Annotated in this window: 25 protein-coding genes and 1 pseudogene; 13 read left to right on the top strand and 13 right to left on the bottom strand. The window is 65.9% G+C overall.

The genetic code is table 11. The features are described from left to right. The first annotated feature begins 21 nt into the window (after window positions 1-21). From ACQCSU_RS01300 to ACQCSU_RS01275, 6 genes are all read left to right on the top strand, one after another. A complete protein-coding gene (locus ACQCSU_RS01300; protein ID WP_426977817.1) occupies window positions 22-420 on the top strand; it encodes a hypothetical protein in 399 nt (132 codons plus the stop codon). Window positions 421-455: 35 nt separating this feature from the next. Then, window positions 456-725 (top strand): Sec-independent protein translocase subunit TatA, encoded by a 270-nt coding sequence (gene tatA / locus ACQCSU_RS01295; protein WP_426977815.1) that lies wholly within the window; start codon window positions 456-458, stop codon window positions 723-725. Between the two features lie 48 nt (window positions 726-773). After that, window positions 774-1,568 (top strand): twin-arginine translocase subunit TatC, encoded by a 795-nt coding sequence (tatC, locus tag ACQCSU_RS01290; protein WP_426979906.1) that lies wholly within the window; start codon window positions 774-776, stop codon window positions 1,566-1,568. A 24-nt stretch (window positions 1,569-1,592) separates the two neighbouring features. Beyond that, a complete protein-coding gene (locus tag ACQCSU_RS01285) occupies window positions 1,593-4,487 on the top strand; it encodes a DEAD/DEAH box helicase (protein WP_426977814.1) in 2,895 nt (964 codons plus the stop codon). A gap of 202 nt (window positions 4,488-4,689) precedes the next feature. Further along, window positions 4,690-6,342 carry an amidohydrolase gene (locus tag ACQCSU_RS01280; protein WP_426977813.1) on the top strand — a complete coding sequence of 551 codons (1,653 nt, stop codon included), beginning with the start codon at window positions 4,690-4,692 and terminating at the stop codon, window positions 6,340-6,342. A gap of 232 nt (window positions 6,343-6,574) precedes the next feature. Continuing rightward, the gene (locus ACQCSU_RS01275; protein WP_426977812.1) at window positions 6,575-7,309 is read left to right on the top strand and encodes a polyprenol monophosphomannose synthase; all 735 of its coding nucleotides are present in this window, start codon (window positions 6,575-6,577) and stop codon (window positions 7,307-7,309) included. A 120-nt stretch (window positions 7,310-7,429) separates the two neighbouring features. Here the strand turns inward: ACQCSU_RS01275 and ACQCSU_RS01270 are convergent, their stop codons facing one another. From ACQCSU_RS01270 to ACQCSU_RS01230, 9 genes are all read right to left on the bottom strand, one after another. Then, window positions 7,430-7,777 (bottom strand): RNA polymerase-binding protein RbpA, encoded by a 348-nt coding sequence (locus ACQCSU_RS01270; RefSeq protein ID WP_354245095.1) that lies wholly within the window; start codon window positions 7,775-7,777, stop codon window positions 7,430-7,432. A gap of 350 nt (window positions 7,778-8,127) precedes the next feature. Next, entirely contained in the window at window positions 8,128-9,150 is a 1,023-nt protein-coding gene (locus ACQCSU_RS01265) for an SPFH domain-containing protein (RefSeq protein ID WP_426977810.1), read from the bottom strand. A gap of 169 nt (window positions 9,151-9,319) precedes the next feature. Beyond that, window positions 9,320-9,781 (bottom strand): NfeD family protein, encoded by a 462-nt coding sequence (locus ACQCSU_RS01260; RefSeq protein WP_426977809.1) that lies wholly within the window; start codon window positions 9,779-9,781, stop codon window positions 9,320-9,322. 160 nt (window positions 9,782-9,941) lie between these two features. Further along, window positions 9,942-10,820: a methyltransferase domain-containing protein gene (locus ACQCSU_RS01255; RefSeq protein WP_426977808.1), complete on the bottom strand. Its 879-nt coding sequence runs from the start codon at window positions 10,818-10,820 to the stop codon at window positions 9,942-9,944. A 220-nt stretch (window positions 10,821-11,040) separates the two neighbouring features. Next, window positions 11,041-11,787: a peptide deformylase gene (locus ACQCSU_RS01250; protein ID WP_426977807.1), complete on the bottom strand. Its 747-nt coding sequence runs from the start codon at window positions 11,785-11,787 to the stop codon at window positions 11,041-11,043. A 9-nt stretch (window positions 11,788-11,796) separates the two neighbouring features. Beyond that, window positions 11,797-12,672 carry a hypothetical protein gene (locus tag ACQCSU_RS01245; protein WP_426979905.1) on the bottom strand — a complete coding sequence of 292 codons (876 nt, stop codon included), beginning with the start codon at window positions 12,670-12,672 and terminating at the stop codon, window positions 11,797-11,799. A gap of 201 nt (window positions 12,673-12,873) precedes the next feature. Beyond that, entirely contained in the window at window positions 12,874-14,043 is a 1,170-nt protein-coding gene (locus tag ACQCSU_RS01240) for an FAD-dependent oxidoreductase (RefSeq protein WP_426977805.1), read from the bottom strand. Beyond that, entirely contained in the window at window positions 14,036-14,719 is a 684-nt protein-coding gene (locus tag ACQCSU_RS01235; protein ID WP_426979904.1) for a class I SAM-dependent methyltransferase, read from the bottom strand. Before ACQCSU_RS01235 ends, ACQCSU_RS01240 begins: the two co-directional genes overlap by 8 nt. Before the next feature lie 52 nt (window positions 14,720-14,771). After that, the gene (locus ACQCSU_RS01230; protein WP_426977804.1) at window positions 14,772-15,971 is read right to left on the bottom strand and encodes a type III polyketide synthase; all 1,200 of its coding nucleotides are present in this window, start codon (window positions 15,969-15,971) and stop codon (window positions 14,772-14,774) included. Window positions 15,972-16,138: 167 nt separating this feature from the next. Here ACQCSU_RS01230 and ACQCSU_RS01225 point away from each other — a divergent pair, with 167 nt between their 5' ends. Both ACQCSU_RS01225 and ACQCSU_RS01220 read left to right on the top strand, forming a co-directional pair. Further along, window positions 16,139-17,089, top strand: a complete 951-nt coding sequence (locus tag ACQCSU_RS01225) for an IS1595 family transposase (protein WP_426977803.1) — start codon at window positions 16,139-16,141, stop codon at window positions 17,087-17,089. A gap of 357 nt (window positions 17,090-17,446) precedes the next feature. Beyond that, entirely contained in the window at window positions 17,447-17,758 is a 312-nt protein-coding gene (locus tag ACQCSU_RS01220) for a TnsA-like heteromeric transposase endonuclease subunit (protein ID WP_426977802.1), read from the top strand. Here the strand turns inward: ACQCSU_RS01220 and ACQCSU_RS01215 are convergent. Beyond that, a protein-coding gene (locus tag ACQCSU_RS01215; protein ID WP_426977257.1) for an IS3 family transposase occupies window positions 17,739-19,129 on the bottom strand; the annotation gives its coding sequence in 2 pieces (ribosomal slippage) (window positions 17,739-18,778 and window positions 18,778-19,129; 1,392 coding nt in all). The genes ACQCSU_RS01220 and ACQCSU_RS01215 overlap by 20 nt on opposite strands. 481 nt (window positions 19,130-19,610) lie before the next feature. Here ACQCSU_RS01215 and ACQCSU_RS01210 point away from each other — a divergent pair. Beyond that, a complete protein-coding gene (locus ACQCSU_RS01210) occupies window positions 19,611-20,180 on the top strand; it encodes a hypothetical protein (RefSeq protein ID WP_426977801.1) in 570 nt (189 codons plus the stop codon). A 206-nt stretch (window positions 20,181-20,386) separates the two neighbouring features. On the opposite strand, the gene ACQCSU_RS01205 is transcribed toward ACQCSU_RS01210, so the two are convergent. From ACQCSU_RS01205 to ACQCSU_RS01195, 3 genes and pseudogenes are all read right to left on the bottom strand, one after another. Next, window positions 20,387-20,776, bottom strand: a complete 390-nt coding sequence (locus tag ACQCSU_RS01205; protein ID WP_426977800.1) for a hypothetical protein — start codon at window positions 20,774-20,776, stop codon at window positions 20,387-20,389. A 360-nt stretch (window positions 20,777-21,136) separates the two neighbouring features. Beyond that, complete coding sequence (locus ACQCSU_RS01200) at window positions 21,137-21,799, bottom strand: ExeA family protein (protein WP_426979903.1); 663 nt, start codon at window positions 21,797-21,799, stop codon at window positions 21,137-21,139. Window positions 21,800-21,921: 122 nt separating this feature from the next. Beyond that, a pseudogene (locus ACQCSU_RS01195) lies at window positions 21,922-22,185 on the bottom strand (methyltransferase domain-containing protein); the annotation flags it as partial. A gap of 455 nt (window positions 22,186-22,640) precedes the next feature. Here ACQCSU_RS01195 and ACQCSU_RS01190 point away from each other — a divergent pair. The 4 genes from ACQCSU_RS01190 (at window position 22,641) to ACQCSU_RS01175 (ending at window position 24,843) form a co-directional block, all read left to right on the top strand. Next, window positions 22,641-23,234: a sulfite oxidase-like oxidoreductase gene (locus ACQCSU_RS01190; RefSeq protein WP_426979902.1), complete on the top strand. Its 594-nt coding sequence runs from the start codon at window positions 22,641-22,643 to the stop codon at window positions 23,232-23,234. A 10-nt stretch (window positions 23,235-23,244) separates the two neighbouring features. Next, the gene (locus tag ACQCSU_RS01185; protein WP_426977799.1) at window positions 23,245-23,982 is read left to right on the top strand and encodes an FAD-binding oxidoreductase; all 738 of its coding nucleotides are present in this window, start codon (window positions 23,245-23,247) and stop codon (window positions 23,980-23,982) included. Then, on the top strand, window positions 23,979-24,326 hold the full coding sequence (locus ACQCSU_RS01180; RefSeq protein ID WP_426977798.1) for a DUF6510 family protein: 348 nt from the start codon (window positions 23,979-23,981) through the stop codon (window positions 24,324-24,326). The genes ACQCSU_RS01185 and ACQCSU_RS01180 overlap by 4 nt, the downstream gene beginning before the upstream one ends. Before the next feature lie 220 nt (window positions 24,327-24,546). Further along, entirely contained in the window at window positions 24,547-24,843 is a 297-nt protein-coding gene (locus ACQCSU_RS01175; RefSeq protein WP_426977796.1) for a hypothetical protein, read from the top strand. Window positions 24,844-25,028: the final 185 nt, after the last annotated feature.

Genomic DNA, 25,028 nt, shown 5'->3' with positions numbered 1-25,028 from the left:
ACGCCAGCTAGACTACTCAGCATGCCTTGGTGGTCCTGGATCGTAATCTGGATAGCGCTTGTCGCGCTCTCCCTGTTGTTCTTCGTCGTGCTCGGCGTGCGCTTGTTCCGGCAGTTCATGACGACAGCCAGGGAAGCTGGCGAAGCGGGCGCGCGGTTCAGCCACCTGCCGTCCAGCCCCGTTGCCCCCGGTTCAGCCGCCGTTCATCGTGACGCCGTAGACTCCAACGGTGCCGAGGCGGCGGCAGCATCCGGTCCGCCCGCGGAGCCCGGCTCCGCCGTTTTTGCCTCGCCCGCCCGGATGCGCCACGATTACCACGCATCCAAACTGTCCCGGCAGGAGGGACGCCGCCTGCGCCGCGTCCGGCGTAAGACGGACCGCGGCCAGCCCCAGCGGCTGCACGACATCGGACTCAGTTAGACATAGGATGTACTCAAACGAAAGGACCTCTTGTCATGAGGCTTGAAGGCTGGCATCTCATCATCATCATCGTTCTGGCATTGGTGCTTTTCGCCGCGCCGAAGCTCCCCGGCATGGCCCGCAGCCTGGGCCAGTCGATGCGCATCTTCAAGTCGGAAGTCCGCGAAATGAAGAAGGACGGCAACACCGACGCCAAGGATGATCCCGACGCCGTCGAGGGCCGGGTCGTAAACCACCCGCGGACTGCCGGCACGGAAAGCCACCCGGCCGAAGGAACCGACGTTCCGCCCCCGAACCGCGCCTAAGTCCACATGGCAGTAATCATGGGCCGTCGATCCAACCCCGAGGGGCGGATGGCGCTGCTCGATCACCTGAAAGAGCTGCGGAACCGCCTCTTCAAGTCAGCGATCGCCGTCGTGCTGGGAACCGTCGTCGGATTCCTCGTCTACCAGCCGATGCTGGCGGCGCTGATCAAACCGATCCGCGACCTGAACGAACATGAGGGCCGGCAAGCCACCTTGAATTTCGACGGCGTGGCGAGCTCCTTCGACCTGATGATCCAGGTGTCCGTCTTCCTGGGCCTCATCGTGGCCAGTCCCGTCTGGCTGTACCAACTCTGGGCGTTCATTGTGCCCGGCCTGCACAAGAAGGAACGCCGGCTGGCCTTGTCCTTCGTCGCCGCCGCCGTGCCGCTGTTTGTCGGCGGCGTGCTGCTGGCCTGGCTCGTGCTCCCGAACGCCGTCCGCGTGCTGACCGATTTCACCCCGTCCGGGGGGTCAAACTTCATCAGCGCCCAGATCTACCTGTCCTTTGTGCTGCGCCTGCTGCTGGCTTTCGGCATCGCCTTCCTGTTGCCGGTGATCCTGTTCGGCCTGAACCTCGCCGGGCTGGTGAAGGGCAAGCAGCTCGTCAAGAGCTGGCGCATCACCGTGTTCCTGGTCTGCCTGTTCGCCGCCATGGCCGCACCCGGGGCCGACGCCATGAGCATGTTCTATCTGGCCGGGCCCATGCTGGCCCTCTTCTTCGCCGCCATCGGGCTCTGCCTGCTCAACGACCGCCGCCGGGAACGGCGCGCCGTCAAGCGCGCCGCTGAAACCGAGGCCACCGCGGACCAGGCAACTCCCAGCTCCGAGCTGGAGAATCTCTAGCCGTTCGCGCACTAGGCTGGAATCATGTCCTCACTACCCGGGCCGGAGTCGCCGGCTGACCGCTACCGCGCCAGCGCCGAACGGGCCGCAGAAGCCAAAACCTATCTGGGCGGGTTCATCCGGACGCTGGAATTCGAACTCGATGACTTTCAACGTGAGGCATGCCTGACGCTTCAGGCCGGCCGCGGCGTGCTGGTGGCGGCGCCCACGGGGGCGGGCAAAACAATCGTGGGGGAGTTCGCCATCTACCTCGCCCTCCAGCGTGGCCTCAAAGCGTTCTACACCACCCCGATCAAGGCACTCAGCAACCAGAAGTACTCCGAACTGGCCGCAAAGTACGGTGCGGCCCAGGTGGGCCTGCTGACGGGCGACACCAGCATCAACGGTGACGCGCCAGTTGTGGTGATGACCACCGAGGTGCTCCGCAACATGCTGTACTCGGACTCCGACACACTCGACGATCTGGGCTTCGTCATCATGGACGAGGTCCACTATCTCGCCGACCGCTTCCGCGGCGCCGTCTGGGAAGAAGTGATCATCCACCTGCCCAGCGAGGTCCAGGTGGCCTCGCTCAGCGCCACCGTCTCCAACGCCGAAGAGTTCGGCGCCTGGCTGGACACCGTGCGCGGTCAGACCGACGTGATCGTCTCCGAACACCGCCCAGTGCCGCTCTGGCAGCACGTCATGGTGGGCCGGAAGATCGTGGATCTCTTCGCCGGCGACACGAGCTTCGATGAGATCGCCCCCGCCGGGGAGGCCGATGTCTCCGCCACCGCGGTAACTGCCGACCCCGGCACCCGCCCGGGCTTCGAAGTCAATCCCGAGCTGCTCTCCATGGCGCGGGCCGAAAGCCAGATGAACTTCCGCGGACGCTTCGGCCACGGCGGCCGCAGCCAGCGGCGGCAGCGCGACCAACAGAGCCAGCGCGACGACGCCCCGCAGGGCGAGGCGCGCAGCCCGGTCCGCAAGGCCGGCCGCCCGCAGGTCATTGCCAGCCTGGATCGGCAGGACCTGCTGCCCGCGATCACTTTCATCTTCTCCCGCGCTGGCTGCGACGCCGCCGTGGCGCAGTGCGTCTCCGCCGGGCTCTGGCTGACGACGGAGCGGGAACAGCTGATCATCGCCCAGCGGGTCGATGAATCCACCCAGGACATACCCTCGGATGACCTCGACGTCCTCGGGTTCTGGAGCTGGCGCGACGGGCTGCTCCGGGGCCTCGCCGCCCACCACGCCGGCATGCTGCCCACCTTCAAGGAAGTGGTGGAAAAGCTCTTCGTCGACGGCTTGGTCAAGGCCGTCTTCGCCACCGAAACCCTCGCGCTCGGCATCAACATGCCCGCCCGCTGCGTCGTGCTGGAGAAGCTCGACAAGTTCAACGGCGAGGCGCACGTCAACATCACGGCGGGGGAGTACACCCAGCTGACCGGCCGCGCGGGCCGGCGCGGGATCGACGTCGAGGGCCACGCCGTCGTCCTGTGGCAGCCCGGCACCGATCCGGCCGCCGTCGCCGGCCTCGCGTCGAGGCGGACCTACCCGCTGAACTCAAGCTTCCGGCCCACCTACAACATGTCCATCAACCTGCTGGCCCAGTTCGGCAGGCCACGGGCCCGTGAGATCCTCGAGTCTTCCTTTGCCCAGTTCCAGGCGGACCGTTCCGTCGTCGGGCTGGCCAAGCAGGTCCGGGGCCGGGAAGAATCCCTCGCCGGGTTCAGCAAGGCGATGACTTGCCACCTGGGCGACTTCACCGAGTACTCCCGGCTGCTGCGGGCGCTCTCAGACGCGGAGAAGAACGCCTCCAAGAGCGGCTCGCGGGCGAAAAAATCTCTCACCGAGGACTCCCTGAGCCGGTTGCTGCCCGGCGACGTGGTGGACGTGCCCAGCGGCAGGTCGCCTGGCCTCGCCGTCGTCCTCAGCTCGGACCACGACGCCCGGGAACCCCGCCCGGCCGTCATGACCCTGGACAACCAGCTGCGCAGGATCGGCCTCCACGACGTCGAGGGCCCGCTCTCGCCGATCACACGGATCCGGATCCCGAAGTCCTTCAACGCCAAAGTGCCCAAATCGCGGCGCGACCTGGCGTCCTCCGTCCGCAACGCCATCCGGGAGAACCGGCCGCCGGCGCCGCCGAGCCGGAACGACGACTTCGGCCGCGCCGCAGCCCTGCCGAACCAGGAAAAGCGGATCGCGGAACTGCGGCGCGAACTGCGCGCCCACCCGTGCCACGGCTGCAGTGAACGCGAAGACCACGCGCGCTGGTCCGAACGCTGGTGGAAGCTTCGCCAGGAGACGGACGGGCTGGTCCGCCAGATCCAGGGCCGCACGAACACCATCGCCAAGACCTTCGACCGGGTATGCGGCGTGCTGGCCAGCTACGGGTATCTGGAAACCTCCGACTCCGGCGTGCTCACCATCAGCCGGGACGGTCAGCGGCTGCGCCGGATCTATGGGGAGAAGGACCTGCTCATTTCCCAGGCCCTCCGGATGGGCGCCTTCAGCGACCTCGACGCCGCGGAAGTCGCGGCCATCGCCAGCGTCCTGGTGTACCAGGCCAAGCGCGAAGACCGGGGGCTGCGGCCCAAGATGCCCAGCGTCTCGCTGGAATCCGCCGTCGACACGGTGGTGCGAGAGTGGTCTGCCCTCGAAGACGTGGAGGAAGCCAGCAAACTGCCGCTGACCGGCGAACCCGAGCTGGGACTCGTCTGGCCGATCTTCAAATGGGCCAAGGGCCGGCACCTTCAGGAAGTCCTCAGCGGCACGGACCTCGCCGCGGGGGACTTTGTCCGCTGGGTGAAGCAGGTCATTGACCTGCTGGACCAGCTGGCCAAAATCCCCGGCCTGGACCCGCGTATTTCCCGGCTGTGCGGGGACGCGATCAAACTCATCAAGCGCGGCGTCGTCGCGTATTCCTCGGTGGCGTAGTGCGCGCCTGACCCGATGATTCCCGCCGGCACACCCTTCCCTGCACCTTTGACCGCCCTTCCTTCGAGCACGATCCTTCTTTCGAACACGACACCTTCTTTGAACACGACACCTTCTTCGAACACGACACCTTCTTCGAACACGACACCTTCTTTGAACACGACCGGCGCGCCGGCCACCAGCTGCAAGGAGCTCCCGCACCATGACCGATTCACCGGCCACCCCCGCGCCCCGCAAGGTGACGATGTACCGCAACGGTTCCGTCTACACGGCCGCCGATCCCTTTGCGACGGCGATGCTGGTCGACGGCGACACCGTCGCCTGGGTTGGCTCCGAACAGGCCGCCACGTCCATCGCTGATTCCTCGATGGACGTCGTGGACCTGCGAGGGGCGCTCCTGGCCCCCGGCTTCGTCGACTCCCACGTCCACCTGACCGAAACGGGGATTGCGCTGGACTCGGTGCAGCTCGGCGGCGTCAGCTCCGCGCGGGAACTGCTCGACGCCGTGGCCGGCTCCGACGCGGAAGGCACCGTGCTGGGCCACGGCTGGGACGAGACCCTGTGGGCCGATCCCACCCTGCCGTCCCTGTCGGAACTCGAACGGGCAGCCGGCGGCCGCAAGGTCTACCTGTCCCGGGTCGATGTGCACTCGGCACTGGTTTCCCCTGCTCTGGCGGCGTCGGCCGGCTTGGCGGGTCTCGATGGCCTGTCCGCCGGCAGCCAAGTGAAACGCGCCGCGCACACAGCCGCCCGGCTGGCAACGCGGCAGATGCCCGCCGCCGCGCTCCGGGGCTACCAGCAAAAGGCCCTGACCGAAGCGGCAGCCAACGGCTACGTGGCCCTGGCTGAGATGGCGGCACCACATATCGGCAGCGTTGAGGACCTGCAGTTCGCGGTGGCCTGGAACGACGGGACCCACGACGGTCCCGCCGTCCCCGAGGTCCTGCCGTACTGGGGCCAGCTGGCACGTTCCGCGGAACATGCCCAGTCCATCCTCGACGGCCTGGGCGTGTCCGTGCTGGGCCTCGCCGGCGATCTCAACATCGACGGCTCGATCGGTTCGCGGACCGCGGCCCTGCGCTCGGACTACGGCGACGCCGCGGGGGAGCGGGGAAGCCTGTACCTCTCGGTGGAGGAAGCCGCCGCGCATCTGGCCGCCTGCTCGCTGCTGGGCATCCAGGCCGGCTTCCACGTCATCGGCGACGCAGGACTGGACGCGGCACTGAACGCCCTGGACGCGGCCGCGGCGGAGGTCGGTGAACAGAAGGTCCGGGCCGCCGGGCACCGCTTTGAACATGTCGAGCTGGCAGACGCCGACGCCATCGGCAGGCTGGCCAAGTATTCGGTGACAGTCAGTGCCCAGCCGGTCTTCGACGCCCTCTGGGGAGGGGCTGGCAAGCTCTATGAGCAGCGGCTCGGGTCACGGCACGTCGGGATGAACCCCTTCGCCTCCTTATACGCTGCCGGGGTCCCGATCTGCTTCGGCAGTGATAGCCCGGTTACGCCGCTGCGGCCCTGGTCCAGCGTCCGCGCCTGCCTCGAGCACAGCAACCCCGCCGAACAGATCTCGGCCCGCGCCGCGTTCCTCGGGCACACCCGGGCCGGCTGGCGGGCAGCCCGCTACCGGAACCCGATGGCCGGCCAGCTGGTCCCGGGCGCTCCGGCCAGCTTCGCCGTGTGGGAGATCGAGGAACTCATGGTCCAGGTGGCCGACGGCAGGGTGCAGTCATGGAGCACGGATCCCCGGGCCCGCACCCCTCTGCTGCCTGCACTGGACACGGGCTCCGAGCCGGACTGCCTGCTGACCGTCCGCGACGGACGCGAACTGTTCTCGAACGGGACCCTCGGCGGCTGACCGACGAGGCATCCGGCCGGAAAGATAGAACGCCGCCAGATGCTCCTGACCTGCGGCGAAGAACGAAACGGCAGGTCACCGTCCGGTTGACAGCTCAGGGTGGACCTGCCCCGGGGAGGGGACCCGGCCTTCGAGGCTCCGGCGATTCCCTATAATGGAGAGTTGCGCCTACTGCCAGCTATCAGCAGACTCCGCGGCGCACCGACCGCTCCCTCCAAGGAAAGGCCTCGCTGTGCGTGTCCTCACGATCATCCCGACCTACAACGAGCTGGAATCGTTGCCCAAGACCCTCGGGCGCCTGCGCACCGCTGTGCCAGCCTCCGACGTCCTGGTGGTCGACGACAACAGCCCGGACGGGACCGGGCAGCTCGCGGACCGTTTCGCGGCCGAGGACAGCCAGGTCCACGTGCTGCACCGGGAAGGCAAGGCGGGTCTCGGAGCCGCCTACATCGCCGGCTTCAGGTGGGGCCTCGACGCCGGCTATGACGTCCTCGTGGAAATGGACGCCGACGGTTCGCATCAGCCGGAGCAGCTTCCCCAGCTGCTTGAGGCCGTGGACCAGGGCGCCGACCTTGCGATGGGTTCGCGCTGGGTCCCCGGGGGCAGCGTGGTCAACTGGCCGCTCTACCGTCAGGCGATCTCCCGGGTCGGCAGCACCTACGCGCGGATCATGCTCGGCGTCAAGATCAGGGACGTGACCGGAGGCTTCCGGGCGTTCCGCCGCGGCACCCTGGAGAAACTCAACCTCGACGCCGTCGACTCTGTCGGCTATGGCTTCCAGGTGGATCTCGCCTGGCGGGTGGCGAAGCTCGGACTGACCATTGTGGAACGGCCGATCACCTTCGTTGAGCGTGAACTTGGAGCCTCCAAGATGAGCGGCAACATTGTTGTCGAAGCCATGATCAACGTCACCAAATGGGGCCTCACGGCCCGCTGGAACAAGCTCACCGGCAAGAAGGCCCTCTAGTAGCCCGTCCACAGGCCGGATGCGCCGGCAGATTGCCGCCGTAAAGCAAAGGGCCGGGCCCGCACCATCATTCCTGATGGTGCGGGCCCGGCCCTTTGCTATGGCTGGTGCGCCGGCTGCCTAGGCCGAGCGGCGTTCGCCCCGGCGTTCACGCAGGATCGTGAGGCGGTCGTCGAGGATCTGCTCGAGCTCGGGGAGGGAGCGGCGTTCCAGCAGCATGTCCCAGTGCGTGCGGACTGCCTTCTCGTTGCTGTTCACGGGACGTTCGCCGTTGACCAGCAAGGCTTCCTTGCCCGTCTTCGAAACCCAGACCGGGGGGATCTCCGCTTCGGAGGAGAAGGTCACGAATACCTGCTCGCCGTCCGCGCAGCGGTACTCAACCCGCTGCCGCGGAGCCGGTTCGACGCCGGATTCGGTCTCCATGCTCTGTGCGCCAAGGCGCATACCCCGCAGGCTGCGATCGCTCATCTTTTCTCCCTCTATTCGGTTCGCAGGATCGTGCCCTGCGTGATCCGGGGGCCAGGGGCCTCGCCGGACTACTGGGTGCATTGCGTTGCTTTGAGTGGCCAACCACTGGACAAATACTGGCTAAATCGTCACTGGATTCAACGCTTTGCGAAGCATAATTGTTCCGACGGGCTGAACCAGCCGGACAAATATTCAAGTATACGGGAAGGACACGCCTGGGGTAAAGTCTTTGCGGCGGTTCCGCGCGGCCGGCAGGGGCCATCGGGCAACACAAAGCCCGCAACACAAAGCCCGCAGCACAAACAAGGAGGCACCCGCCCAGGCGGATGCCTCCATTGTCCCGTGTGCGCCTAGATCGGCGGCCGTGCATGTGGAGTCGGGCCGGCAGACGGAGCGACGGCTTCCGTGCCCACGGCGCCCGCCGCTGTGCCCGATGCCGGGGCTGCGGGAGCCCTGCCGTCCGCGTCCGGGCCGAACAGGCCAACGGATGCCTGGCCGGAAACCGCCCCACCCAGGGCGTTGCCGATTCCCTTGAGCGCTTCGCCGACCTCACTCGGAATGATCCAGAGCTTGTTCGCCGAGCCCTCCGCGATCTTCGGGAGTACCTGCAGGTACTGGTAGGCAAGCAGCTTCTGGTCCGGGTTCCCCTTGTGGATGGCGTCGAACACCTTCTGGATCGCCTGGGCCTCGCCGTCGGCCCGGAGGATCGCGGCCTTGGCGTCGCCTTCCGCCTTCAGGATGGAGGACTGGCGCTGGCCTTCGGCGGTGAGGATGGCGGACTGCTTGGTCCCTTCCGCGGTCAGGATGGCGGCGCGACGGTCACGCTCGGCGCGCATTTGCTTTTCCATCGAGTCCTGGATCGAATGGGGCGGATCGATCGCCTTGAGCTCCACCCGGGAGACGCGGATCCCCCAGCGGCCCGTCGCTTCATCCAGCACGCCGCGGAGCTGCCCGTTGATCTGGTCGCGGGACGTCAACGCTTCTTCGAGGTTCAGGCCGCCGACGACGTTGCGCAGTGTGGTGGTGGTGAGCTGCTCGACGGCCTGGATGTAGTTGGCGATCTCGTAGGTCGCGGCGCGGGCATCGGTGACCTGGAAGTAGACTACGGTGTCGATCGAGACCACTAGGTTGTCTTCGGTGATGACAGGCTGCGGCGGGAACGAGACCACCTGTTCACGAAGGTCCAGCAGCGGGAGCAGCCGGTCCACGAAGGGGATCAGGATGGTGAGGCCGGGGTTGAGCGTGCGCTGGTACTTGCCAAGCCGTTCGACGACGCCGGCCCGGGCCTGCGGGACAATCCGCACCGAACGCACCAGCACAATTATTACGAACGCAACGAGAACCAGCAGCACGATTGCGACTGCGATATCCATACATCACCTTTTCCCCAGTTATGTGTTCCTGCTATGGCTGCGGCCGGCTGCCTGCCGCGTGTCCTGCCGCCGGTGACGGCGGCTGGAAGTCTGTTTCCCGGCCAACGGGACGCCCGCTGCATTGCGTCTGCCGACCAGCGTCCGCCGACCAGCGTGTACTGACCTGCGCCTACTGACTTGAAATTTCCGGCTGCGGGGCCACGACGGCCGTTGCACCGTCAATGGCGCTCACGACGGCGTGCTGGCCGGGCGCGAGGACACCGGTCTCGGAGCGGGCGCTCCAGACGTCCCCGCCGATCTTGACCAGTCCGCCGCTCTCGCTGACGGGTTCCATGACCAGCGCGGATTCGCCGATCAGGCGTTCGATATTGCTGCGCTGCTCCGCCGGGCCCCGGTGGAGATGCTTGAGGGCGACGGGCCGCACGAAGCCGATCATGAGAAGGGAGACCACGCAGAAGGCCACGATCTGGAGCCAGAAGTCTGCGCCGGCGAAGTCGGCCAGCAGCCCGGCCAGGGCGCCACCGCCGAGCATGATGAAGAAAAGGTCGAGAGTGATCATCTCCACGACGGCGAACGCCAGGAAGCCGGTGAGCCACAATGCCCACCAGTTTTCGGCCAGCCAGTCAAACATCTTTTCCCCCTTCGCCCCGGGGGCTGCCGGCGCAGACCCTCAGTAACTGTCATTCCATCCTAAGCCGAAGGTTGCGGGCAGCGGGGGGCAGCGGAAGACTGTTCGGCAACGTGGCCAACTCGTTACTTTGGCTTCTCCCGGCAGGGGTAAGGAACCGGGCTCAGGACCGGGGTGTGAAGACGCTGATCCTGAACCGGGCGGACACCGCGGTCACCGGCGGAAGCCCCGCAGAAAGCGTGGCGAGGGCGACGCGGTCCAGATGGTGTCCGGCCGGGCCCATCAGGGCCAGTCTCGCAGCGTCGGCAGGGGAAAGGGCCAGCGGCACGTCCAGGTCCTGGGAGGTAGAGGCGGAGAAATGCCCCTCCAGCGAGGCCGCGAGACGTTCATCTTTCGCCGGTTCGATGCCGAGCATGCCGGTCTGCCCGGCGACCTCCGCGAGATGACCGGGCCGGGGCGTCACCACCACAAGACGTCCGCCGGGGCGCAGTACTCGGGCGAACTCTGCCGCGTTGCGCGGCGCGAAGACTACGGTGACGACGTCGACGGCGTCGTCCGCGACCGGCAGCGGCTGCCACACATCGCTGACCAGGTTCACCGCTTCCGGGTTCAATTTGGCCGCACGGCGGAGCGCAAATTTCGAAATGTCCACTCCGATGGCGGTGGCGGGTGCTCCGTCCAGCAGCATCCTGTCCAGCACGGCCCGAAGGTAGTGGCCGGTCCCGGTTCCGGCGTCGAGCACCGTGGCCGGCCTGCCGCCGGGACCGCCTGCGAGGACCGGAGCGGACAGTTCAGCCACCGCATCGGCGAGCGGCCGGTAGTGCCCGGCGGAGAGGAACTCAAAGCGGGCTGCCACCATGTCAGCCGCGTCCGCTTCGAAGACGGTGCCCTTGCCGACCAGGAAGTTGAAGTAGCCCTGTTTGGCGGCGTCGAAACTGTGGCCCGCCGGGCATACCAGGGTCTGGCCGGAGCCGTCACCGAACTTCAGGCTGTTCCGGCAGACCGGGCACAGCAAGGCGGAGGCAACGGACGCGGGAAGCATACTGTCCATCCTAGGGCGGCCCCGTGCCGGCGTGCGGGCGCCGGGCGAGCGGCGGCTGCTGACTGACTTCTCTGCGGCCTTCTCTGCGGCGCTGCGCACGGGCGGGCCATCGAGGAAAAGATGGGCAGGCTGGACATGCAGGACGTACTGGCCTCTCACGCTCCGGAACGCCGCACCACCGGAAGCAGCGCTTCGAGGAGATCCTGCGGTGGTGGGCCCGTCACCTCCCGACGGCCGCAAACCCAGCTCCGGCGGACCCGGCTCCGGCGGACGAGGCGCTGGCGGACGAGGCGCTGGCTGCAGCCGGCGCGTCCGGCAGAAACCCGAGTTCCTGCCGGGCGAGGCCGATGTCCGGCTGGGCCCACCGGGCGGAGTACTCGGCATTGTTGCTGATGGATCGGAGCTCCGCCCTGTCCAAGTACAGGATCCCGTGTACGTGGTCAGTCTCGTGCTGGACGATCCGCGCTTGCCAGCCGCTGAAGTCCCGCTGCCGGGCGGTTCCGTCCGGCGCCATGAAGTCAAGCCGGACGGATGCGGGCCGGGACACGGCGGCCTGCAGGCCGTTGAGGGACAGGCATCCTTCGTAAAACGCCACTGTCGAGGCGCCGAGCGGGCGGTAGGAAGGGTTCAGCATGGCGAAGAATGGCAACGGCTCCCGCCCGCGGACGGCGGCGACCTCGGGGTCAACGTCGAACTGGTCCTCGAGAACAGCCAGCTGCAGCGGAATGCCGAGCTGTGGGGCGGCGAGGCCGACGCCTGGTGCTTTGTGCATGACGCTGCGCATGAGGTCGATCAGCTGGCCCAGTTCCGCCGAAGTCAATTGGCCGTCGAAGGGCGCGGCCACGTGCCGGAGAACCGGGTGGCCCGCCTGGACAATCGTCGGAAGCATCCCGGCGGTAAGAATCTGCTGGACGGTTTCGTGAATACGTGCGGCGCTGAAGTCCGTGGGCTTGGCGTCTGGTGACATGGCAACAGACTACTGGCGTCCGCATGCCGTCGTCACAAAGTCGTAGATGCGTCCCCGCAGGAGGGCGCCGGCGTCGACCTTCAGCAGCCCGTCCCGTCCTCCCACGGTCACCCGGAGCGGAAGCAGCGTCCCGATTTTGTCCTCCGCCACCGCGTGCGGGTCGCAGCGGGCTGGCCTGATACGCAGCCGGAGCTCCCGGCGCTCCCCGCCGGCGGGCACCGGAATGGCGCGGGGCCACGGGGCGGACTGGTCCTCTGCCAGCAGCGTGGTGCCTTCAATCCGGTCGATCGTCAAGGAAGCCGGGTCAGCCGCCGGGCCGGCGTCGCGGGGTGTAATGAGGAGGCGCACGACGGCGGTCCGGCCGTCCGCGGCGACCTCCAGTGCCGGATCCAGCTGGAATCCGGCGACCGCGGCTGCCGCCTGCGCGAGACACATTTCGGTGTTGTTCCGGCTCAGGACGCCGAAGGGGTCGGCCGCGGCCACCGCTACCGTTTCGCCGGGCGAGGCGGCCACCGGCGTCGTTTGCGGGGCCCGGGCCATCCGGAGGGATACTGTCGGGGCGTCGTCCGCCGGGCCGTCCGCCGGGCCGCAGACCGGCGCCGGCAACTGGGCCGGGAGACTCTTGGTCTGGCCCGGCGGGAGCTCGATCCCGCCGGGCGGCGCCTGCCAGCCGATCTCCGCCGTGAACAGGGCACTCCCCAGCCGGGCACCCAACACGGTCAACACGCCTTCGGAGTTGTTGGTGAGCTGGATCGAGACGATCTGCTTGCTGTAGTTGTCGCGGAGCTGGTTGATCTCGGCACTAATAGGGAAGGCCTGCGGTGTCTCGCCGGTGCCGGCTGCACTTCCGCCTCCCGCGCTGCACGCCGTCATGACGGCCAGCACTGCCGCCAACGCGGTTGCTGGGAGCGCAGTTCGGAGGGCTGTTGGCAGTGTTGCTGGAATTGCTGTGCGCCGGTGCTTCGCGGGGAGGCAAGCCATGCGGTCAGTCTAATCCTCCCCAATGGTGCCACCGGGTGCCCGGCCGGGACCGTTCGGCTGGCCTTTTCTATGACTGAGCAGACCCCCTGACCGCGCCCTCCCTGCTCACTGCATCGTGAACCGGCGGGCCACAAACGAATTCACGGCAGGAACGGCGGCGGCCGCCGCGATGGCGTGACTGCGGATGTTGAGGAGTCCGCCGCCGAAGGGCCTGCCCAGCGCCATGTTGAACTCGGACTGCCGTACCGCCCTGGCTGCTGCCGTCATCCGGCTCCGTTCGAAACTGCGCAGCTGCGCTCCCACGCCGTCACCCTGCAGGGCGGCGAGCACGAGCGGGGCCAGCGCCACCGCGTCGAGCCAGCCCAGGTTCATGCCCTGGCCTCCGATGGGGCTGACCTCATGGGCGGCATCGCCGATCAGCACCGTCCGGCCGGTCACCATCCGGCGGGCCAGCCTGGACCGCACTCCGAAGCTGCTGAGCATGCTGTTGCTGCCGGCGTCGACGTCGATGCCTGTCCGTTCCCGGACCTGCTCCGCCAGCCAGCAGGCGCCAGGCAGGTTGTTAGGTCCGGGGTTCGTTTCGGGGTTCCAGGCGGGCATCGTACGGTCCAGCCGGATGACCCAGCGGCGCAGCCCGCCGGGCAGGGGAAAGGACTCGACGATCCCCTCCGGGGCCAGGAAGAGGGCCGCATCCGGGCCGAAGCATGTGCTGTCGGCAAAGTCGCCCATCAGGTAGCTGTCGGGATAGTGCTTGGCCCTCACGGCCGTTCCCTGCAGGGTCCGCACCGCAGAGCGGACGCCGTCGGCGGCGATCACGAGGGCCGCCGAATGCCGCACCGGACCGGCGGGTGAGCTGCCCTCCACCCCGACCCGTCCGCCGTCGTCGTGCAGGCCGGTGAGCCGGACACCGCGGTGCAGGGCGCCGGGATCGAGCTCCCTGACGCGCTGTTCGAGGACAGCCTCGGTACGGCTCTGCGGCAGGGACAGGACGAAAGGGAATCTGTACGACACGCCGGCAAAGCTCATCTGGGCGAGTTGCCGGCCGCCGCCTAGGGCGATGCCGCGACGGATCGGGACCCCCTGTGCCACCAGCTCCTGCGCGACGCCGATCCGCCGCAGCACGTCCAGCGCCGGGGGATGGATGCCGATGGCCCGGGAGTGCTGGTCCCGCTCCGTTCGCTGTTCGAGCACCCGGACCCGCACGCCGCTTTGCAGCAGCAGGGCGGCCATGAACAATCCCACCGGCCCGGCGCCGACGATCAGGACCTCAGCCACCCGCGGCGCCTTTGTCGGTGCTGGTGTCGGCGTTTTTCTCGAGGATCAGCAGATTCCGGTAGGGGGAGTGGCGGGCCACGTTCCAGCCCGGGGGAGCGGCGGCGCGCAGCTCCGCCGCGGTATAGCTCCGCCGGATGGAGGTCAGGCCGTCCTTCCGGATGTAGGAGCCGGTGAAGGGCCAGGAGCCGGCAAAGAACAGCGCATAGGCGAGGGCGCTGCGGCGAAGGTCGTTGTGGATCACCTGTCCGTGGCACAGCTTCGCCGACTCTGCCAGGAAATCGGGCAGCTCGTCTGCGGCCAGATGGTGGAGCACGTGATTGGACACAACAAAGTCATAGCTGCAGCCCTCGCGGGCCAGTCCGGATGCCGTCGCCTGCCGGAACGTCACGCGGGCGGTCCGGTGCCGTTCCATGGCGAATCGGCTGGCGCGCGGATCCGGGTCAATGGCGGTGATCTCGAGTCTGAGGCCGTCCCGGGTGGCCCAGCGGGACAGCATCACCGGCACGTCGCCGCCGCCGCAGCCGATGTCCAGCAGCGTGGTGGCCGAGCCGGCACGGAGCCGTGGCCTGAGCTGGCGCAGGTAGATGTCCCGCCAGCCGGAGACGGCCCGGTTGACCAGCGCGAACTGCGCGTAGGTGCGGTCCAGCCGTGCCGGGTCGCAGCCAGGCAGATCCATTTCCTCGACGGCGTCAGCCGCACGTTCCCGCAGGAGCTGCACGTGGCGCCCCTCAGGCCAGCGCGGATTCCGGCTGCGCGGAGGCGGCGCTTCGCTCCGGCCGGCAGGACTCCGCCGAGCGGTGGTCGCGGAGCTTCGTGAACAGCGCCGTCTCCACCGTCAGCCCGGGCCCGAACGCCATTGAACAAATCCGCCCGTCGCCGTCTTCGGCCGGAAGATCCAGGATGTGCTTGATCACGAACAGCACCGTCGCGCTGCTCATATTGCCGAAGTTCCGGAGCGTTTCACGGGCCGGCACCAGCTGCTCGTCGCTGAGGTCCAGCCGGGACTGCACCTTGTCCAGGATGCTGCGGCCGCCGGGGTGGATGGCCCAGTGCCGGATGTCGCGGTAGGGGAGTCCGAGCAGGGAACTCTCCCGGGACAGCAGCGGTTCCAGGGCGCCGATGATGTGGTCGTCGATGATGTGCGGGACGTAGTTGCCGAGGACCATCTCGAACCCTTCGTCGCCGATGTTCCAGGCCATGGATTCCTCACCGACGGGCGTCAGGACCGTTTCGAAGTGGTCCAGCTGCAGGAGCGGAGCTTCGCCGGGGATGTCCCGCGCGCTGACGATTGCCGCAGCCGCACCGTCGGCAAACAGGGCAGATCCCATGATGGTGTCCGGATCGTTGGATGTCCGGACATGGAGTGAGCAAAGTTCCGCGCAGACCACGAGCACCACGGCGTCCGGGGCCGCCTCGCAGAAGGACTTGGCGGCCCGCAGCGCGGGAAACGCCGCGTAGCAGCCCATGAAGCCGAGGTGGTACCGCTGCACGGCCGGGTTCAGCCCGAGGGCGCGGACGATCTTGTAGTCGGGACCTGGGTTGAAGAATCCGGTGCAGGAAACCGTGACCAGGTGAGTTATGTCAAGTAGATCTATTCCCGGGCAGGCGTCCAGGGCCTTTTGCGCCGCCTCAACAAAGAGTTTCGTGGCCTCGGTAGCGAAAATATCGTTCCGCACCTTGGTGCTGGGACTGAGGAGCAGGCCGGTGGCGGAATCAAAAAACCGGGGATTCTCCGCCCGGCTGTCGAGGGTCATTTCCGCAACGGCCGTATACCGGGTGTCAATGGCTGCCGAGTCAAAACAGGTGCTGACAAGCCGGGTGCCGAGTCGGGTCAGCCCGGGCTGGGCCGCAAACACGTCGCGGGCTTCGGTTTGGATCAGGACAGTTGGCGGAACAGCAGTTTCCAGGGACCTCAGGTAGACCGTCATGGTTCATTCTCAGTGAGGCCAGCGCTTAAGACAATGGAATCGCCGAGGCAAAGGCCGGGACAATCCGCATCGGACCATCAGGATCCGCCCCGGTTGTCCAGCCCCGCCCGCGCACGCTCCCATAACGCCGATAGTGGGTATCCGGTTAGCTCAGGTAGACTGCGTAAATGTCGAGACCGGACTTTCCGAAGACGATTCTGGAGTTCCAGGCGAGATTCGGCGACGAGCAGGCTTGCCTGGGCTATCTGTTTGAGTGCCGCTGGCCGGATGGCTATTCGTGTCCCCGGTGCAAGGGGGAGTCCGCCTGGCCCGTGGCGGCGCGGGGGCTGTGGGAATGCGCCGCATGCCGTTACCAGGTTTCGCTGACAGCCGGTACCGTGCTCCACAAGACCCACACTGCACTGCATTTGTGGTTCTGGGCGGCCTACCTGATGACGACGGGAACTCCGGGGATCTCGGCCAGGCAGCTGCAGCGCCAGCTCGGACTCAGCCGCTACGAGACGGCCTGGACCATGCTCCACAAACTGCGCCGCGCCATGGTCAACCCCGAACGCACCCTGCTGACCGGCGAGGTAGAGGTGGACGAATGCGAAGTCGGCGGCCCGGAGGTGGGCCGGCGCGGCGGCAGAAATCTCACGGCCCGGGCCGCGCAGATAGTCGTGGCGGTGGAGGTGCGTGGTCAGGGCTCCGGATGCGTCCGGATGAAGGTGATCCCCAACGCGTCCGGCGACACCTTGGGCACTTTCGTGACAGACACTGTGGCTCCCGGCGCCATCGTGCACACCGACGGCTGGATGGGGTACGTCCCGTTGAGGAACAAAGGCTACGACCACCGCCCGCGATCCCAGCGGGCCGCCAAAAGAGCCGGCGACCCCGACCCTGTCCTTCCCCGCGTGCACCGCGCCATCAGCAACTTCAAGACATGGCTGCGGGGAACCCACCGCTCCGTGGGCAATGAACACCTGCAGGTGTACCTCGACGAGTTCACGTTCCGCTACAACCGGCGCAGCACACCCATGGCGGCCTTCCAATCCCTGCTCGGTCTCGGCGCACAGCAGGCGCCAGCCACCTATCGCCAAATCGTCGCCCACGGTCCGGGATCGAAAAGCACAACCTGAGCTAACCGGATACCCACTACGCCGATAATCAACATTATGTAAAGTAGTACTCTGCGTATCTCATCTGATGAATCATTTGGGCCTGGCCCGCTGCCGTTGTCCTGTCTCATCTAAGTTGAGGCAATCTCACTACAGATGATGCATTGGCGGTTTCTGTCTCACCACACTTAAGGCATTGGCGCGGCGTGTCTCTCTTCACTTAAGGCATCAGCCGGTTCCGTCTCACTACAGTTAAGGCATGGACACGCTGCGGCGGCGTCCGAGGCTTGTGCCGGACGCGACATTGCTCCAGGCACCCTGACCTTCAGGGGGCAGTATTCCCCTGCGCCCACGACCGGCCTTCTTGCCGAGTCTTGGATGGTCCCGTTTGAGAACGCCCTGCCGATCCGGCGCCCGGCTGCCTTCAAGGGACAACACAACTTTGCCGGCCTCTGGTGGTGCGCCACGAACCAGCGCCACGTCGGCTTCGAGTCCTGGTGCGAACGCGATAATTTGATGTCGTTGGACTTCGACCCCAACGTAACCGGGATCGCGTCCCAACCCTTCCGCATCGCATTGTCCACCTCACTCCCCCAGCGTTCACATGTGCCGGACTACTTCATCCGGCTGGCGGATCGGAATTTGTCAAGGCGATTGAGGCCAGCGGGAGTTAGGCGGCTACTGCCGTAGCCATTCTGTTGGATGGGTTATTGATCCATGCCGCGTCGGGGATGGCCAGGATTTTCGGATCCCGTCTGGTGCTGAATCGTTCGGGGCTTCTCTCCCGGGCTGCGGCCAGCGTCAGGGAACGTTCGGTGGCTTTCGCGGCGGCAAGGCCGTAGTGGACGTCTGCCGGGGTATTTAGGCCGATCCCCGTGTGGCAATGGCGATGGTTGTATTGCTCAACAAAGGCGGCCGTGAAGGTCCTCGCGTCGGCCAGGGAGCCGAAGCGTTCAGGGAAGACGGGTGCGAACTTCAATGTCTTGAACCACGCCTCGCTGAACGGGTTATCGTTGCTTACCCGGGGCCGCGAATGTGACCTGGTCACCTCCAGATCGGACAGCAGTGCGGCAACGGTTTTGCTCGTCATGGAGGTGCCGCGGTCCGCGTGCACGATCTGCGGGATGCCGTGGATGCCGAAGATTTCCTTCATCATTTCCACCGCCAGCTCCCCTGACTCGTGGGCGTGGACGTAGACGCCGACAATGTAGCGGGAGTAGATGTCGATCATCACGTAGCAATCGAAGTACTTGCCCTTGACCGGGCCGGCCAGCTTGGTGATGTCCCAGCTGTAGACCTGGCCGGGGCCGGTCGCGAGCAGTTCCGGGATTGCCCGGGGTGGATGGCGGGCCTGCCGGCGGCGTTCCTTGACCTGCCTGTTCTCGGCCAGGACCCGGTAGAACGTTGAGATGGAACACAGGTAGGTCCCCTCGTCCAGGAGCTGGGCGTAGATCTGTACCGGGGCCAGGTCCACGAAACGCTCCGAGTTCACGGTGGCCAGGATGCGGGCCCGTTCGGCGGGGCCGATTTTGTTCGCCGGCACAGGCGCCGAAACGGCCACCGGGATCCGGGGCTTGCGGGTCGCGGTCGCCCGCGGGACGCCGGCCAGGACGGCCGCTTCCCTGGTCGGAATGTCCGCCCCTGTGAGGTCCGTGTAGATGCCCATCAGGGTTTCCTGTACCAGGGCTGCTGCTCCGCGCTTTCGGAGATATCCTCCAAAAGCTGCCGTGCTTTTTCCATGATGGACAACGCGGCCTCCGTCCGTACCAGCTTGCGTTCACTCACCTCCAGCTGCCGGCGTAGACGGGCGATTTCGACCTGCTCGGCAGTGAGCTTGCCGATCTTCTCACCGGGCTTCTTGCCCTCGAGCACTCCGGCGTCGCGGAGTTTGCGCCACTCGGTGATCTGGGAGGAATAGATCCCTTCGCGCCGCAGGTAGGCCCCGCCGCCGGAGCCGTCCCCGCAGGCGGTCTCGTAGGCATCCAAATGGGCCAGCTTTTGTGCCGGGGTGAATGACCGCCGAGGCCTTGGACCGCCGGCGCGAGGGCCAGAATTACTCATGGACCCATCTTCCCGCACCGGGGAAATTGTGGAGATAGACATTGATGCTGTTCCTGATTCTCGCCCTACGATTTTGCGGAGTTGCTATGAGCCGCTGGCCTCAACTCAGCCTGACACGTAGGGGATGGATCCGAGTTCTGCTTTCATCCACCGACCGTACCTCTTGCACGCCGGTCCCCTGTAGTGTCGTGGCAACGACAGTATGGGGGTGCTGGTAGATGTCAAAGTTCACGTTGCGCGGTTACCGTCGATGGTGGATCCTAGCGGCAATCCTCATTGTTGTCGGGATAGCTGCGGTTCCCGTTGCCAGCATCGTTCACCACATGTTTGACAACGCTGTTGGGCGGACAACCGTGGCCACAAACTCCGATGGAACAGAACACATCGTGTACTGGCGCGAATACCCAGGTGTCGCCGGGATCGATCCCCACAGATCCTGGAAGGCCCGACGCCGCAGCAGGGCTACGACGCGGGCCACACCATGGTTGCCGAGATCAAGGCGGCTCTGTCGGAGGAATTCCAGCTCGAATGGGCCCCGGTGGGCGACACAGGTGGCAGCCCGTTTCATAGACCAAGCGAGAACCACTACGGAGGCGAGTCACTCCTCACAAATGTCAACGGTCCCGAATCCCAGAGCACTACCGTGCCGCAGACGTGGGAAGAAAAGCAGCGGGCAATTAGCATCATCGGGGAGGTTACCCGCCGATACGGCTACGAGGCGCCGACAATCGGCGGCCTGGAAAGCTGGTCTGCCGAGGACCGCATCCGAGACCTAGGCGGGCTCACTCCGGACAAGCAAGTTATTGTTTCCGGGGTCGCGCTGGGTCGGGCAGGTCAGTGGCTATCCTTCAGGTTCCAGGATCTTTCAAAGGACACTAACGGCCCCTTCGAGGAGCGGCTCCGGCCGCCAGAAGGATCACAGTGGCAGATGAATACGCTGGCGTTGAGTTACGGGGCTAACGGTCTTTTGGCAGCGGAAGACCGCAGCGAATTCGAGTCCCGTATTGAGCCTTTTCGGGGGCTCATCCCGCCGGAGCCACTGGAGAGCTAGTGTTTCACGCCGAAAAAGCTACGCGGCTCATGATGGCGGTTCTCTAGACCGCAACTGAGACGGATTCGTTCGTCCCGGTAAGGGTTCCCGTTCCGGATCCCTCACCGGGCACAAAGGCGTGGTCGCATGTTTTTTGGGGCTGACGTTTGGTGGGCCCGGCGCCGCGGCGAGGAAACTTGCCGCGGCGCTAGGCTTCCTCGCAACGGCTATAGGGCGAGTGAAGGGACGCCGAGTTCGTTGCAGACCTCGGCTGTACCTGGAATAACGCTCACTTTTCCGTCGACGACGCATTCGGTGAGGAACGGGATGTAGTTGCCGAAGGTCCTGATGTTGGGATCAGCGTAGAGAGGGTTCCCGTTCTGGTCTTTGCCCGTTCCCGGAACGGAGGTGTGTTCGGCCGGGACGCCGGGGGGCGGTAAGACGAAGTCGTCAGGAACCAGGTCGTCGTTGATTCCTTTCAGGATCATCCCTCCCATGTCCCACACGCGGCGGCACTGGTTGATGGGATCGCTGACCTGCATTAGCCCGGAGCTGGGATCTCCGGGGGTTGTATTGGTTTTGGCGTCGAACCCGACTTCCTCAATCCCGGCCCCCATGAAAGGGGGCCTTGGCGACTCCGAGGATCCCGCAACCTGGTATTCGGTGGTCAGATCCGCCACGTAGTAGCAACGGATGTCTCTCTTGTCCTCTACGGCTACGCGGTCCAGGGCAGGCTGGGAGGCGCTGCGTGTAGTGGGTCGAGGTACGGCTACAAAGACGCGGTCGTTGGCCGGCGCGTCCGCGGACGCGATGCTGGTCTTGGGTTGATCGGCTTGTGTGTTAGGCTTCGCGTTATTTGCCGATGACGGAGTCGGGCTCTGTGACGACGGGCCGGGCATGAAAATGCCCCGCCAGGTCGGCGGGGCATTCATCGTCGGTTTGACGTGGCGGCCGTCATCGGTGACGGCGGTTTTTTCCTACTCGCTGTTCTCGGTGATCGCGGACTGGGCCGCGGAGAGGTCCACGATGGCTTTGCCGGAGGCATAGGTCGCGATCAGGGCGGAGACAGCGAGGTTGTTCACGGCCCTCGGATAGCCGCGCGATCCCTGGTGGATCGCGGCGACGGCGTCATCGGAGAACAGGGTGTCGGATCTGCCGGCGAACTTGAGGTGATGGCGGATGTAGTCCGCGGTGTTGGCCGGGTCCATGCCGGTGATCGCGAAGCGGGTGGAGATTCGTTGGTCCAAGGCTGCCAGGACCGCGAGTTTGAGTCTGCGACGCAGGGTCGGCTGGCCGATGAGCAGCAGCGCGAAGTGTGAGCCGGTGTCCATCTCGGAATTCGTGAGCATCCTCAGGGCTTCCAGGTCGGCGTTGCCCAGCAGATGGGCCTCGTCGATCACAACGACGGGCAGGCGGGATCGTTCGTCCAGTTCCCCGGCAAGCAAGGACGCGGTCTGGGAAGCCAGGACCCCTGAGTAGAACGCCGGGGACCCGCCCAGGGCGGTCACGATCGCCGTGTGGATCCCGCGCATCGTGATCGTGGGGTCAGCGATATAGATGATCTGGTGCCGGGAGGCTTCGAGCTGGGCCAGCGCGGCCCTGACGGCGACGGTCTTGCCAGCGCCGACCTCGCCGGTGATGACACCGGTCTGGCGTTGACTGATGCAGGCGGCCCACAGGTCGGCGTTGCAGACGGTCTGAGGGGTGAGTTGTTTTCGGTGACGATATCGGTGATGGCCAGGCGTCCGCCCGGCCGCAGGACGCGTGCCGCCTCGCGGAAGACGGCTGGTTTGTCCGGGGAGAGGTTGATGACGCCGTTGGAGATGACGCAGTGGAAGCTTGCGTCTCTGAAGGGGAGTTCTTCGATGTGGCCCTGGGTGAACGTGACCTGGGGAAAGTCCGCCGACTTCCGGAGGCCTTCGGCCTTCGCGTTCTGTTCCTCGGTCATGTCCAGGCCGACCACCCGCCCGCTGGGGCCCACGGTGAGGGCTGCGACGAGGGCGTCCATTCCGGAGCCGGAGCCCAGGTCCAGGACCTCTTCGCCCTGGATCAGGTCTGCCAGGTCGAAGGTGTATCCGACACCTGGTGCATTTCCGTCGGCCAGCTCTGGGGACCATTGCCGGCCGCAGCCGCGTAACTGGGAGGCACCATCTTGTGGACCATAGTTGTAGTAACTCTTGCCGTCACTACTCTTAGGATCATTGCGCTCCGGGCCTGCGCCTCACATCCGACTCCTACTGGCTAAGCTGATACACCGCTAGGGGACGAAGCCGGTCAACGCCGCCAGCGCACGGGGCTGACGGGGCGAGCAGCGCGGTCTAGGGTGGGGCGTGACGGCTGGGCAGGCGGCCGCCCCACCACCGGCGGCTGGAGCTGAGCCGTTGAGGCAACGGTGAATGTCTGGACCCGGTCCGGCGGTTGCCATATCGTTGGGGAACCGATCACAGTCGATGGGGCGTAGCTCGGCATCGGAGGTACATGATGGGCATCATCTCGTCTGGTTTTCATGGAAGACGGCAGACCGGCAATCCAGCGTTACCCCCGGGCCAATACGAGACGGGAAGCTTTCCCGTGCTGACGGCGGGGCCCGCACCGTATATCCCCACCGAGGACTGGGAATTCTTTATTGCGGCTGAGGACGGGCGGCGCCACACCTGGTCATGGGATGCGTTTATGGCGTTACCGCAAGTTGATATACGGACCGACATCCACTGCGTGACGAGCTGGTCCAAGCCGGGCACGTCGTGGCGCGGAGTATCCCTAGACACCTTGTTCGAGGACGTTGAAACAAGCTGCGAGTTCAGCACGGCCCACTCCTACGGCGGCTACACCACCAACGTACCGTTGGGGGACCTTCTGGACGGCCGGGCGTGGGTGGCCTGGGAATTCGACGGCGAGCCATTGGAGCGAGCCCACGGCGGACCTGCCCGGCTCCTCGTGCCGCATCTGTATTTTTGGAAGAGCGCCAAGTGGATCAACGGCATCGAGCTGACGCAGGACGATCTTCCCGGCTTCTGGGAATCCAACGGCTACCACATCCACGGCGACCCCTGGCGTGAAGAGCGGTACTCATGAGGCAGGCCCAATGAGCACCCTGTGGCGCGTCGCCGACGTCGTCAGCGGCGTTCCTGAAACGGAAACTTCCAGAACCATCGGGCTACGGGTGGACGGCTTGATGGGCAACCTCGCCGGCCAGCACCTCGATATCCGACTTACGGCCGACGACGGTTACACGGCAGTGCGCTCCTACTCCGTTGCGACGGCCAGCATGGACGAAATCATTGAGATCACGGTCGACGAATTGGTCAACGGGGAGGTCTCCCCCTATCTGGTCAGGGACCTGACGGTCGGCGATCAGTTGGAGATCCGAGGCCCGGTAGGCGGCTGGTTCGTCTGGCGGCCGACGGACACGAACCCGGTTCAGTTGATCGCAGGAGGGTCCGGCGTCGTGCCGCTCATGTCCATGATCCGGGCGCATGAGGCGTCCGAGAATCCTTCACCGTTCCGGCTGCTGTACACACTCAAGTCACCCCAGGCTGGGTTCTATCGGGAGGAGCTGCTCACGTTGGGCCAGCAATCCCCCAAGCTCACCGTCGACTACGTCTACACCCGCAGCGTGCCACAGGGCTGGCCAACTGCCCCGAAACGGCTCACGGCAGAAACACTGCTGGCGAACATCCAGCCGCCGGACGCCACCCCGGACACCTTCATCTGTGGTCAGACAATATTTGTCGAAACGGTCGCGGAATGGCTCGTGGAGGCGGGCTACCCGGCCGCCTCAATCAAGACCGAACGCTTCGGCGGAACGGGAGGAACCCGGTGACTGGCAACAACGGCTCCGCTTCTCCGGGCGCCGAGGACCCGCGCCTCGGGGATCAGGACATCGGCGGAATCTCGGGCAATCCAATACCTCACCTCGACGGAAACGCGGCGGCAGGACCGCTGTGGGAACTGTTCCGCATCGACATCATCGCAGCGATCGGACGATGCAAGCACTGCGGCGCCGTATGGGCTTTCGGTGAGGCGACTGTCTATACCGATGCCCCCGGAATCGTTGTGCGCTGCAAATCATGCGACGGCGTCCTCCTGCGCCTCGTGGAAACTCCTACCAGCTACTGGCTCGATGTGAGCGGACTCAGCTATCTGCAGATCGACCGTGAGGGCTAGGATGCGACCACTGCCTTGGTCGGCGAAATCCTAAGCGACACCATCGCGGCCGAATGGCGCGGCGCGCGGCGCGGCCAACGGCGTCACGCGCCGCCCAATCCTTGTGTCCACAGGCCTTGGCCGGACGTTGACGAACCTCCCTGCGGGGCGTAGAACAAACCGTATCCGTTCATTTTGCAGGGCCGGTTCCTGCCGGTCTGCCGGTTGTGAGGAGAGGGACATGGCTGTTGCAGTCATTATGGAGTTCAACGGCGCCACCCTGGAGCAATACGACCAGGTCATCGTAAAAATGGGCCTCGCCAAGGAGGGGCCGGCCCCGGCCGGCGCCTTGTCTCACTGGGTGGCGGCCACGGACAACGGAATACTCGTCACGGACCTTTGGAAATCCCGCGAACTCTACGACGCCTTCGCGCGGGATCAGATCGGCCCCTTCAGCGAAGAGGCCGGGATACCGGGGCCGCCCAAGATCACCTACCACGACGCCTACAACTACTTCACACAGGGGCCCGAGACCTGACCGAGACCTGACCGCGTCGTCCTCTTGATGTTTGGAGTCAACGAGTTCACACAAGGTGCGGGAAGGGGTACATCGCCCCGCAGCACAGCACGTTTGCCGCCGTCGTGTTGCCGCAGTTTCCTTCAACAATCGCGGCGCGTGGTGTCATCCTGCTGGGCCTCTGTTCTGCAATCTAACACGAAGGA

Source organism: Pseudarthrobacter sp. O4 (assembly GCF_050157025.1).
GTDB lineage: Bacteria > Actinomycetota > Actinomycetes > Actinomycetales > Micrococcaceae > Arthrobacter.
Note: the sequence above shows the minus strand (reverse complement) of the source record. Positions and strands in the feature narration are given on the sequence as shown.